The sequence below is a fragment of the Pseudoalteromonas sp. 10-33 genome (genome assembly GCF_001469195.1).
Classification (GTDB): domain Bacteria; phylum Pseudomonadota; class Gammaproteobacteria; order Enterobacterales; family Alteromonadaceae; genus Pseudoalteromonas.
In genome coordinates this window covers 102,108-114,840 of the sequence record NZ_LOFI01000001.1, presented here as the reverse complement: position 1 = coordinate 114,840, position 12,733 = coordinate 102,108, and the positions used below count along the sequence as shown (strand labels likewise).

Below are 12,733 nucleotides of genomic sequence, written 5' to 3'. Positions count from 1 at the left end.
GCCTAAAAGGCGCTTTTGTTAAATTTAATAAATGACATATTTTTAAGCTGCGATGCCGCTGTGGCGAAGTAACGCATCAACACGTGGCTCTCGGCCTCGGAAGTTTTTGAATAACTCCATAGGTTCTTCACTGCCGCCCTTTTCTAAAATATGCTGCATGAAGGCTTGCCCTGTTTCGGGATTAAAAATACCTTCTTCCTCAAACTTAGCGTACGCATCGGCCGATAATACTTCAGCCCATTTATACGAGTAATAACCGGCACTGTAACCACCCGCAAAAATATGGCTAAACCCGTGCTGAAAACGATTAAACTCTGGAGCTTGAACAACCGAGGTACGGCTGCGAACATCATTCAATACCGCCTGAATTTGACACGGCTCGCCTGCGACATAATCGTTATGAATTTTGAAATCAAATAACGAAAACTCAATTTGACGCAGCATTTGCATGCCTGAGTTATAGTTTTTAGCGGCTAATAGCTTATCAAGTAGTTCTTTTGGTAGTGGCTCGCCGGTTTCAAAGTGACCCGAAATAAAGCGCAGCGCTTCTTCCTCGTAACACCAGTTTTCTAAAAACTGACTTGGTAGCTCTACCGCATCCCATGCTACGCCATTGATACCTGCTACAGGTGCAGCATCAATTTGAGTTAGCATGTGGTGAATACCATGGCCAAATTCATGGAATAAGGTGGTTACCTCGTTATGGGTAAACAAAGCCGGTTTATCGCCTACGGCTTTATTAAAGTTACATACCAAATAAGCGACAGGCGTTTGTAACTCGCCATTAGCGCGTACCTTACGACCCATACAATCGTCCATCCAAGCACCACCACGTTTGCGATCGCGTGCGTATAGATCTAAGTAAAAACGACCTCGTAGCGTGTTATTGCTATCGACAATCTCAAAAAAGCGTACATCTTTATGGTACGTATCAAAGTCAGTTACTTCATTGACACTAATGCCAAATAAACGGTTAACCGTTTCAAATAAGCCACTTAACACTTTATCAGCAGGGAAATATGGGCGCAGTACTTCATCTGAAATTGCATATTTTTCTTGTTTTAATTTTTCGCCGTAGTAGCCAAAGTCCCACGCTTCTAACTCTGTAATTCCGTGTTTTTGTGCAGCATACGCTTTTAGCTCTGCCACTTCTTGCTCTGCTTGCGGCTTAGATTTAGCGGCTAAATCTTCTAAAAACGAAAATACTTGCTCTGGTGTTTCAGCCATTTTTGTCGCTAGTGATTTCTCAGCGTAGCTGTTAAACCCTAATAACTGAGCAAGCTCATGGCGAAGTGCAAGTGCTTCTTTCATAATGTCTGAGTTATCAAACTCACCCGCATTTGGACCTTGATCCGATGCGCGTGTACTAAATGCCGTGTAGGTTTCTTTGCGAAGCTCACGGTTATCAGCATACGTCATAATTGGCAAGTAAGATGGAAAATCAAGCGTAAATACCCAACCTTCTAGCTCTTTACTTTTTGCGGTATCAGCAGCAAGTGCAAGTGCAGACTCGGGTAACCCGGCTAAATCGGCTTCATCAGTAATGTGTTTATGCCACGCCAACGTCGCATCCATTACATTGTTACCAAATTTAGATGAAAGCTCAGATAAGCGCGCACTAATTTCGCCATAGCGCTTTTGCTGATCGCTCGCTAATGCAATGCCCGACAATTTAAAATCGCGCAGCGCGTTGGCAATTGATTTTTGTTGTGCTGTAGTCAGTGTTTTAAATTCGTCACTGTTGTACAAGGTGTTATACGCTTCGTATAAACCTTGATGTTGGCCTACAAAGGTTGAGTACTCAGAAATAAGGGGTAAACATTGCTCATACGCTTCGCGTAGTTCGTCATTGTTCATTACTGAATTTAAATGAGAAACAGGCGAAAATAGTCGCGATAGTTTATCGTCGGCTTCTTCAAGTGGTAACACTAAGTCATCCCACGTGTATGACTTTTTAGCAAGTACGTCATCGATAGCTTTTCGGCAATTTGCTATACCGTCTTTAAGTGCCGGTACTACAAATTCAGGCTTAATTTTAGAAAATGGTGGTAAGCCCTCAAGGCCAATTAGTGGGTTGCTCATAAATACTCTCTTTGCGTTAATGCATTTCATTTTTAGATTGGGTCTAAAAGTTAAAAAACAACTTACTTTTATTAATCTGGCTATTCGAAAGCCATTAAAAACCACTTTTAGACTCGGTAATAACGAATGCCTACAGGTAATGCAATCTAAAGCGAGTCCGGTTACGTACTGCAGATATTCTGTTTGGTACTGACTTAGCGCATCGGTTTATATCGATAAGGCTGAAAATTCGAATGTTTTTTTACTAAACATAGGTCACCTAAATACTCTTTATTTTTAAAACTTAATGTTATGCTAATGCGCATAAAACTCAACGCCTAAGGACTTAAAATGACACAACACTTTGATTACATTGCAATTGGCGGTGGTAGTGGGGGTATTGCCTCTGCAAACCGAGCTGCTATGCGTGGCGCTAAAGTCGCACTTATTGAAGCAAAACACATGGGCGGAACCTGTGTAAACGTAGGCTGTGTGCCTAAAAAAGTTATGTGGCATGGTGCCCAAGTAGCTGAAGCAATCAATTTATATGCGCCAGATTACGGTTTTAACGTTGAAGTAAAAGATTTCAACTGGAGCAAGTTAGTAGAAAGTCGTGAAGCCTACATTGGCCGAATTCATAAAGGTTACGATAACGGACTAGCTAGCAATGGCGTTACCGTAATTAAAGGCTTTGCTACATTTATTGATAGCAAAACTGTTGAAGTAAATGGTGAACACTACACCGCCGATCATATTTTAGTGGCCGTAGGTGGGCGCCCTACTATTCCAAACATTCCAGGCGCTGAGCATGGTATTGACTCAAATGGCTTTTTTGAGCTTAACGAACAACCTAAACGCGTAGCTGTTATTGGTGCGGGTTACATTGCCGTAGAGATTGCGGGTGTATTACATAGCTTAGGCACAGAAACACATTTATTCGTGCGTAAGAGTAAGCCTCTACGTACATTTGACCCTTATATTATCGACACGCTCGTCGATATTATGGCTAAAGAAGGTCCGACTCTTCATACTGAATGTTCCCCTAAAGAAGTAATCAAAGAAGGCGACGGCAGTTTAACTATCCATTTTGAAAACGGTTACAGCCAAAATGTTGACCAGGTTATTTGGGCCATTGGCCGTACACCTACAACAGACAAAATAAACCTTGCAGCAGCGGGGGTAGAAGTAAACGAAAGTGGTTATGTAAAAGTAGATGAATACCAAAATACGACGGCTAAAAATGTTTATGCAGTGGGTGATATTATCGAAGGCGGTATTGAGCTTACGCCTGTTGCAGTTAAAGCGGGCCGTACCCTATCTGAGCGCTTATTTAATAAAGACCTCCCAGACGATTTAAAAATGGATTATAGCCTAGTACCTACCGTGGTATTTAGTCATCCGCCTATTGGTACCATTGGTTTAACCGAGCAAGAAGCGATTTCTCAATACGGTGGCGAAAACGTGAAAGTGTATAAATCAAGCTTTGCTGCTATGTACACCGCGGTAACTCAGCACCGCCAAGCATGTAATATGATGCTAGTTTGCGCAGGGGAAGAGGAAAAAGTGGTTGGCTTACATGGGCTTGGTTTTGCCGTTGATGAAATGATTCAGGGCTTTGCCGTAGCGATGAAAATGGGCGCAACTAAAGCTGACTTTGATGCTGTTGTTGCACTACATCCAACGGGCTCTGAAGAGTTTGTTACCATGCGCTAAGCTATTTAACCTAAACTCTGGATAATAAATCTCTTAACCAGAGTTCAAGTTATTTACTAATTTAACTAGGGCGTGTTGACCTTTGCGGATTAAAGTTTGTTCAATCTAGGGGCGATTAAATCGCGGCGCGAGGTTTGTAACCTAGTGGGCTAAGTAAAAACCAAGTAACAAAGAGTTTATCGCCCCTAGGCAGAACCCGAAGGGCAGCGCATGTTTGGCATTTATGCTGCGTTATCGCCTATTTATGGGGAATAACCACACTACATAGGTTCTGCCTTGCCTAAAAACCAAACATGCTGCTGCAAATTCAACCATCAAAGATCAACACGCCCTAGGCCCCTTACAGTTATGTGTTAAGGGGCCTTTTTATTAGGGTAAAATTTGCTTATTAGCTAAATAACTCAATATACTAGCGTGTGTTTATCAACATACCTACAACTGGATATTATGATTACTGATATATTGCTACACCCGTTTCTTGTTTCAATTGTTATGCTTAGTTTTGCACTTGGATTAAAAGTACTTGTTGATAAATTAGCGAGAAACCGCGCAGAAAAAAAAGACAAAGATATTCGCTACATTGCTCATAACATTAAGCATTTTATTAATTTTGTGTTGGTGCTGTCGCTGTTGTTTGTGTGGTCGACTGAAATTCAAAATTTTGCGTTATCTATCGCGGCCTTTGCAGTTGCCATTGTTTTAGCCACTCGTGAATTTATTCAATGTGTTATTGGCTTTTTTTACTTAGTCACCACACGCCCATTTAGGGTAGGCGACTGGGTGCAAGTCGGTGAATATTACGGTGAAGTAGCAGAAACAGACTGGATAAAAACAACCATGCATGAAATAGACATGCACACCTATCAGTTTTCAAGAAAAACGATTTACATACCTAATAATAAACTCATCACCAGCCCAATTAAAAATCTAAATTATGTAAAGCGCTTTGCAACACATAGCTTTTGTATTGTTCGAAAAGAGAGCTTTAACCCTTATCCAATTTACGACACGCTCTCGGTGAAAGCTAAAATGTACTGCGAAGAGTTTGAAGAGCTCGCCACTCGTTATAACTCGATTATTGAGCGAAAACTAGATGCAAAAATATCGGGCCCAGCACCAGAAATACATTTTGGAACAACCGAATTGGGTGAGTTTAGAGCGCGCTTTACGCTATTTTGCCCAACCGAGCAGGCACTGGACATAGAGCATAAACTCACTGAGTGTTTTATGGCGCTATGGTATGAAGAAGAAATGAAGCATAAAATTGCGTTAAGCGAAGTAAATAACCAAGCAACTAGCTCATAGAACGACTAGGCGCGAAGGGTTTCGCGCCTAAACTTTATCGGTTAGGCTTTTAAGCTGTTCCACCTACCGTTAGCTGATCAATTTTAAGGCTTGGTTGCCCTACGCCAACCGGAACACTTTGGCCATCTTTACCACACACGCCAACGCCCTTATCAAGTGCTAAGTCGTTACCTACCATTGAAATATGCTGCATGACTTCAGGGCCATTACCAATGAGGGTGGCGCCTTTGATTGGCTGTGTAATTTTACCGTTTTCAATTAAGTACGCTTCTGATGCACTAAACACAAACTTACCCGAGGTAATATCAACCTGCCCGCCACCAAAGTTAGGTGCAAACACGCCTTTTTTAACACTACTGATAATATCGGCTTGGCTATGCTCGCCACCTAACATATAGGTATTTGTCATGCGTGGCATAGGTAAGTGCGCATACGACTCACGACGCGCATTTCCCGTTGGGTTAACCCCCATTAAACGTGCGTTTAACTTATCTTGCATGTAGCCTTTTAAAATACCGTTTTCGATAAGCACGTTATATGCAGCAGGAGTGCCTTCATCATCTACGTTTAGAGAGCCGCGACGATCGGCCATGGTGCCATCGTCAACGACGGTACATAACTCAGAAGCTACTTTTTGGCCTACTTTGCCGCTAAACGCTGATGCGCCTTTACGATTAAAATCGCCTTCAAGGCCATGGCCTACCGCTTCGTGTAAAAGTACACCTGGCCAACCATTTCCTAATACCACTTCCATAGTGCCAGCTGGCGCGTCAATGGCTTCTAGGTTGACTTTAGCTTGGCGAACAGCTTCTTGTGCAAACTCCATCCAACGTGGTTTACCGTTTACCAGCTCTTTAAAATAGCCGTAATCTAAACGTGCTCCACCGCCTGCGCCACCGCGCTCACGACGGCCATTTTTTTCAAGCAATACTGAACAATTTAAACGAATAAGCGGACGAATATCGGTAGCAAATGTACCGTCACTGGCTGCAATTAATACTTCTTCGTATACTGCTGACATAGAGCTAATTACTTGCTCTGCATCAGGGGCTAGTTCTCGAATGTAGTTTTCAAGCTCGCGTAATAAACTAACTTTATCGCTATCGCTCATACTTGAAATTGGCTGGTGCGGTGCAAATTGCACTTTTGCTGATACATCGCTAAATACTTTAATGGCTTTATCTTCGCCTGCATCGGCAATGCTGCGAGCTGCTGTAGCCGCTTTGTTAAGCGCTTCTAAGTTGATAGCATCTGAATATGAAAAGCCCGTTTTTTCGCCGCTTACTGCACGTACGCCAACTCCGCGCTCTACATTGTAAGAGCCTTCTTTTACTAGGCCATCTTCAAGTACCCACGACTCGTGATGACTCGATTGAAAGTATAAATCGGCGTAATCTACTTTGTGCTGATGTATGTAGGCGAGCGTTTTTTCGAGCTCTTCTCTATTTAGCTGGCTGTCGTGTAATAAATGCTGTTCAACCGAATTCATAATAAATGCTCTCTAAATCGTTGATGAGACTGCACAGGCATATCTCGTCTAATTTTTTTTAACTGCTCTAAATCAGCGTTAGCGCTAATAAAACCTGTACCGCTGGGTAAATTACTTAAAGTGTTACCCCAGGGTGAAATAATAATACTGTGACCATACGTTTGTCGGCCATTTTCATGTGTGCCATATTGGGCTGCAGCAACGACATAACACTGGGTTTCTATTGCTCGCGCCGCTAATAATGCCTGCCAATGTACTTGGCCTGTAACCATTGTAAATGCACTTGGTACTAAAATAACCTCTGCGCCTTTACGCACAATCGCAGTAAATAAGCCACTAAAACGCAGATCATAACATACTGTTAGACCTAGTTTACCAAAGGGGGATTCAACCACAACCACATCGCTACCAGCTTGGGTAAAATCGGATTCGCGGTAACTCCCCATTTTATCGTCTACGTTTACATCAAATAGGTGTATTTTATTATACGTTGCAACGCACTCACCCTGATTATTATATAAATGTGAGGCGGCATAATATTTAGTATCGTTGTAAGGCTCAGGAATTGTGCCTGCGTTTAACCAAATATTATGTTGTTTACACAACTGGCTTATTTGACGTTTGTATTGCTCAATATGTTTAGCTATTAACAGCGTGTCGTGACCACTTTTGCTAAACACCAAAAAGGCCTCTGGTAGGCATACAAGCAATGGCCGCTTAGCAGGGAGTGTGCTTAACGCTTTTTTTAACTCTGCAATATTGTCGTCGGCATTTAAGCCAGAGCACATTTGCAAAGCAAATATATTGTGGTTGTTAGGGTTCGCTAAATTAGTCATTAGTTGCGGTTACTTCAGCATCTTTAAGTTTTAAATCGACTGATGCTTGGGGCTGGTTTTGCGCCGCTTGTGGTAAGGTAACTTCACGGCTTTTCCTATCTAGCTCCTGAACAACAGGCTCGCTCATAGTGCCAGTCACTTTAAAATTAATTTCAGAAATAACGCGCGCAGAGTGTATTACTTTATCTAGTGCCAGTGCTGCTAGCCCTGTTACAGGATTTACCATCCATGCCACAATAACCGGAATACTTGAGGTAACCTGCGGCGCAACAGCAAGATCGTAGTTAATATCAAGCGTATTTAAATTTGCATACCCTTTGATAGTTAAATCAGCCGGAACGCCATCCATTTTAGTGTCTTTTGTATAAGCGATACCGTTCTCTAATTGCATAGAACCTTGCATGCTGTTGTAAAAGAACCCTTTTGAAAATACATCTCTAAAATCAAGTTTTAATTTACGCACCAACGAATCTAAGCTCAACAACGAAAAGACTCGGGCGCCACCGTCGCTAATTTCGGTTAGGTGCCCTTCACCTAAGTCCCAATCAATTTCTCCACTGAGGCTCGGAACATCAAATGAGTAAGGTGCAGCTTGCCATGCAAGGTTGTAGTTTATAGTCGCTTTAGAGCCCTTAATTGCAGTTGTAATATCAAACTCATTAAACAAGGCCCCTATATCATCACTTTTAACTTCGCCACTTAGCTGGGTAAGCCCATTTTGCCATTGCCCTTTAGTACGTAAAATATGGTCGCCTTTATCAACAACGAGTTCAGAAATAACCAATCGCTTACCGTCGCCAAGTAACGAAGCGCTTACTTTATCTAGCTGGTAGTTGGTAATTTTACAATCTGCACATTCAAACTCTATAGCAGGTAAGCTCGTCAGCCACGTTAAATCGGTTTCGGGTTCTGCTTTTGTAGCTTCAGTAATAGGGGCTTCAATTTGCTCTGCAAAATTTACGCGTAAATAATCTGCGTTAACTCTAATAGGCTGGCTGCGCTGCGAGGTAGGAATAAATACACCTGCACGCAGTTCTTTGGCGTTTAATTTTAAATACACATTGCTTTGCTCAGGGGCTAAGCGCATTTCAAAGTCGTTAAATACCATACTGCTAATATCGAGCATGCCAATATTGGCGACTACTTCATTCAGGGGTGGCATAATGCCTTGAGATTGAGGATCGTCATCGTTTTGGGCTGCACTAATAATTTGATCAATTAGATCTACCCAAGGAACAAGCTCTGTTTGCTCTAGGTTTATCGTAACGCTTAAGTCTTGTGAGTTAAGACCTAAGTCTTGCTTACCTATAATAAAGTGCGCATTGCTAAATTGCGATTTTCCATTTTCTAATATTGCATTAAAATAAAACTGCTTATTTACCTGTGCTGTTATAAGGTTTGAGATGTCATCGCCTTGAACAACCGCATTAAGAACCCACGGTTGTGTGTCAACTTTATTGTATGGTGCTGGTAATTTACTTGTTAACCCAATAAGGTCAGAGTTAACCTGTGCACGGTAATTAAACCCTTGCTCGGTAAAGTTAAGCACAAGCCCTATATCAACCGCACTTTGCCCTTCTAGTGAGCCTTTTAAAATACCTTGCCCGCTATCAATTAGGGTATTGGCATCAAGGTGTGCATTAATATTTATGTTTGCTTTGTAGTCACTCGCTTCACTTTGGCTAGTATAATTAATTGCCAGCGGCATCCCAAGCCATGTAGCGCTCGCATTTTTAAGTTCGATATTATCGTTTTTAAAGTTAAGCACGCCGGTTAAGTTATTTAATGCAATACCGGGTGTGGCAATAAATACTGGCAAATCATCTAGCTTGACGGCGCCGCTAACACTTGCACCACCTTCAAACTTTGAACCTACCAGTAACTCAATGCTGGCATCGGCTTCACCTTTACCTTGTATGACCTCAAAAATATCAGCTAGTGGGCTCGCAATAGGTGTGGCTTTAAAAAAGGTGTGCAGGTTTTCCATTGGTGCTTTTTTATCTATTTGCACCACAAGCTCATCGGCATTCATTAAATCATTAATGCTAACTTTAACGCTATTACCCACATTTAAATTAACCAAGGTGCCTTGTTGGCTGTAAATATCCATGCGCTCATTAGCAAAATGTAGTTTTACTTTTGCATCTGTTACAGCTGGCCACTGCGGATCAAACTGGTACGTGGCGTCATCAATTTGGGCAAGTACATCAAATTGCCCTGAGCCATCTTTAAACGGAAACCCAGATAATGGCCCGGCAAATAAAACTTGAGCTTTTGATATTTCACCGCCTTTAATAGCCCCGTTAAGATAGCTAACGAGTTCAGGGCTCATTGCTTTTAACGGGAAATAATGACCCGCAATACTGGCATCCTCTGCAAACGCCTCTGCGTATAAATCAAGGCGCGGTGAATCACCAAAGCTAAGCTGCATCTCAGCAGCGAGTGTGACCTCATTGTTATCAAACCAAATATTATCACTGCTAATACGCCAATTATTATTTTGCTTTGCGAGATCTAACTCTATGTTTAGCTGGTTATACTTAATGTTGTCACTAAAGCTGTCGCCAGTTATTAAGGTGCCGTTTTCGCCAAATAGGCTGATACGACCTTTATCTTGATTTAATAAACCGCTTACGCGTAAACCTTGCGCAGCAGGCACTGAATTAAGCTCTTGCCAGCCAATGTTATTGGCGTTAAACCATACCTGCCACTGCTGGTTACTTTCATAATTAACGTATGCCTGCTGTATTTGCCCACTTGGTTTACGCTTTAAAAAAGCATCAAGAGAGTCAAAATTAGTCAATGCTGCCAAGTTAGCCAGCAGTGCTATATCTATTTGATTTAACCAAATTTGATTATTTTCACCTAGTTGAGCCTCAAACTCTAAGCTTGGCCATGTCGTATTGTTGTTATTAAACGCTAAACCGGTGCTTTTTAAATGCCAATTACCTTGCTCAGGATAAAGATGAAAGCCACCTTCACTTAAACTAACTTGTTGGCTTTGCGCTTCATTAAACCAAGTAACGGAGCTTGGCAGCCATTGCATTTTTATATCGTCAATCAGGCCTTTTTCAATTTTTAACCAAGCCTGTAAATTGATATCGCTAGTTAACTGTTGTTTTTCAGTATTTATATATTGCGCCAACCAATTAGACACATCCACCTTATTGGCTTGGACATACATGTTGCCCGCAACTTCTTCTAAGCTCTCTCCCTTCAGAGCAATACGCGCGTCAAAGGTGCCAACCGAAATACCAGGTAAAGCTAATGTTCCACTGCCTAAATGTTGTGACTCTTCATTTTGCCAAATGATATTTTCAAGTAGGAGTTTACGCTCTTTGTTGTCGTCTAAAACAAAATTAATACTGGAGTTTTCTATTGCAAAATGACCGGTATTACCTAAAAAAAGCCCCTCTATAAGCTCTTTTTGCTCAAACGAAACATCATCTTGAGTACTACTCTCAAACAAGTCTGTCACATTTACTGTGGTATGAAAGCCATTTATAACAAAGTAATTAGACTTTAATTGCAGTGTTTTTATGCTTTCCCATAAGTTAAGCTCTAGGCTGGTTTTTGCAATGGTTAGCGAAATAGGTGCAGTTTCGTTATCTTTAAACGACAAGTCTTCAAGCACAAGAGCAGGACCATTCCCCTGCCAACTTGCTGAAATAGCACCAATAGATAAACTAATAGCAAATTTTTCATCTAGGTAGGTTTCTATGTCGCCTTTATAATCGTTTGCGTAAGGGAGTGTGTATTTTAATATTGAAACAATAACGGCCAGTAATACCAAAATTATGGCGCAGGTTTGCCATAACTTTCTAAAACAAAAAAAACAGACCGCTTTTGCTTTCATTACATCATTACCACATCAAACTGCTCTTGGCTGTATAAGCTTTCTGTTTGTATGTGTACTTGCTTACCTATAAATAATTCAAGCTCTGCCAAATTGTGGTACTCATCATTAAGTAAGGCTTCACTTACAGCTGGTGCTGCATAAACCATAAACTTATCGGCTGCGTAGGCGCGATTTACGCGTACAATTTCACGCAAAATTTCGTAGCATACCGTTTCGACTGTTTTTTGTGAGCCACGTCCTGAACATGCAGGACATACATCACATAAAATATGCTCTAAGCTCTCTCGGGTACGTTTTCGGGTCATTTCAACTAACCCAAGCGCTGACAAACCATTAATATTTGTTTTAGTACGATCTTTAGCAAGCGCCGATTCAAGCGAGTGTAATACACGGCTTTTATGCTCTTCACTGACCATATCGATAAAGTCGATAATAATTATTCCACCTAAGTTACGAAGTCTTAACTGGCGCGCAATGGCAGACGTTGCCTCAACATTAGTATTAAAAATAGTCTCTTCTAAATTACGATGGCCTACAAATGCACCTGTGTTTACGTCAACCGTAGTCATCGCTTCTGTTTGATCAATTATAATGTATCCGCCGGACTTTAACGTGACTTTACGATGCAGCGCTTTTTGCACTTCGTTTTCTACATCGAATAGGTCAAATATAGGTCGCTCACCCGGATAGTACTCGAGTACTTGTGAAAGTTGCGGCACAAATTCTTCGGTAAATACTTTTAGCTCTTGATAGGTAAGCTTTGAGTCAACACGAATACGCTCCATGTCTTCACCCACGTAATCGCGCAGTGTTCTAAAGGCAAGTGTGAGGTCTTCATGTAATATGGTTGCTTTGTTAGTTTTTTTACGACGTGCAGTTATTTTTTCCCACAACTTCCTTAAAAAACCAGCATCGTGTCTTAATTCTTCTTCGCTTGCGCCTTCGGCCGCTGTGCGAACTATAAAGCTGCCATTTTCATCGCCATATTCTGCAACTATTTTTTTAAGGCGAGAACGCTCTTCTTCTGTTTCTATTCTCTGGCTTACACCAACATGCGTTGCATCAGGCATAAATACTAAGTAACGAGAAGGAATAGTGATGTCGGTCGTTAGCCTTGCACCTTTTGTGCCTAATGGATCTTTCACCACTTGCACCATAATGTATTGGCCTTGGCGAACCAGTTCGCGTATGTCTTGCACTTTTTTTATTGGTACATCGTCTACGCCTTCAACAATTGAAGCACTGTTTACTATGTCTGATGCATGTAAAAATGCGGCTTTCTCTAAGCCAATATCAACAAATGCTGCCTGCATTCCCGGTAGAACACGGCTTATTTTACCTAAGTAAATATTGCCAACAATACCTAGGTTACCAATGCGCTCTAATTGAATCTCTTGAAGCACACCGTTTTCGATTAGGGCAACACGGCTTTCACTCGGCGTTACGTTGATCAGTAATTCTGTACTCATG

At 41.6% G+C, this 12,733-nt stretch carries 7 protein-coding genes; 2 read left to right on the top strand and 5 right to left on the bottom strand.

Features of this window, described 5'->3' with window-relative positions:
- Positions 1–42: 42 nt before the first annotated feature.
- Positions 43–2,082: an oligopeptidase A gene (prlC, locus tag ATS76_RS00465; protein WP_058550613.1), complete on the bottom strand. Its 2,040-nt coding sequence runs from the start codon at positions 2,080–2,082 to the stop codon at positions 43–45.
- A gap of 330 nt (positions 2,083–2,412) precedes the next feature.
- Between prlC and gorA the strand changes: the two genes are divergently transcribed.
- On the top strand, positions 2,413–3,774 hold the full coding sequence (gorA, locus tag ATS76_RS00460) for a glutathione-disulfide reductase (RefSeq protein ID WP_058550612.1): 1,362 nt from the start codon (positions 2,413–2,415) through the stop codon (positions 3,772–3,774).
- A 447-nt stretch (positions 3,775–4,221) separates the two neighbouring features.
- Entirely contained in the window at positions 4,222–5,079 is an 858-nt protein-coding gene (locus ATS76_RS00455) for a mechanosensitive ion channel family protein (RefSeq protein ID WP_058550611.1), read from the top strand.
- 49 nt (positions 5,080–5,128) lie between these two features.
- Here the strand turns inward: ATS76_RS00455 and tldD are convergent, their stop codons facing one another.
- Genes tldD through rng form a run of 4 tightly spaced genes read right to left on the bottom strand, consistent with a single transcriptional unit; the run spans position 5,129 to position 12,732 of the window.
- The gene (gene tldD / locus ATS76_RS00450; protein WP_058550610.1) at positions 5,129–6,568 is read right to left on the bottom strand and encodes a metalloprotease TldD; all 1,440 of its coding nucleotides are present in this window, start codon (positions 6,566–6,568) and stop codon (positions 5,129–5,131) included.
- Positions 6,565–7,404, bottom strand: coding sequence for a carbon-nitrogen hydrolase family protein (locus ATS76_RS00445; RefSeq protein WP_058550609.1), 840 nt, complete (start codon positions 7,402–7,404; stop codon positions 6,565–6,567). Before ATS76_RS00445 ends, tldD begins: the two co-directional genes overlap by 4 nt.
- Complete coding sequence (locus ATS76_RS00440; protein WP_058550608.1) at positions 7,397–11,260, bottom strand: YhdP family protein; 3,864 nt, start codon at positions 11,258–11,260, stop codon at positions 7,397–7,399. Before ATS76_RS00440 ends, ATS76_RS00445 begins: the two co-directional genes overlap by 8 nt.
- Positions 11,260–12,732 carry a ribonuclease G gene (rng, locus tag ATS76_RS00435; protein WP_058404660.1) on the bottom strand — a complete coding sequence of 491 codons (1,473 nt, stop codon included), beginning with the start codon at positions 12,730–12,732 and terminating at the stop codon, positions 11,260–11,262. Before rng ends, ATS76_RS00440 begins: the two co-directional genes overlap by 1 nt.
- Position 12,733 lies beyond the last annotated feature (1 nt).

Bases quoted from the DNA above. Each gene is read 5' to 3' on its own strand.
- prlC (WP_058550613.1), bottom strand. From the start codon at position 2,082: ATGAGCAACCCACTAATTGGCCTTGAGGGCTTACCACCATTTTCTAAA.
- gorA (WP_058550612.1), top strand. From the start codon at position 2,413: ATGACACAACACTTTGATTACATTGCAATTGGCGGTGGTAGTGGGGGT.
- ATS76_RS00455 (WP_058550611.1), top strand. From the start codon at position 4,222: ATGATTACTGATATATTGCTACACCCGTTTCTTGTTTCAATTGTTATG.
- tldD (WP_058550610.1), bottom strand. From the start codon at position 6,568: ATGAATTCGGTTGAACAGCATTTATTACACGACAGCCAGCTAAATAGA.
- ATS76_RS00445 (WP_058550609.1), bottom strand. From the start codon at position 7,404: ATGACTAATTTAGCGAACCCTAACAACCACAATATATTTGCTTTGCAA.
- ATS76_RS00440 (WP_058550608.1), bottom strand. From the start codon at position 11,260: ATGAAAGCAAAAGCGGTCTGTTTTTTTTGTTTTAGAAAGTTATGGCAA.
- rng (WP_058404660.1), bottom strand. From the start codon at position 12,732: ATGAGTACAGAATTACTGATCAACGTAACGCCGAGTGAAAGCCGTGTT.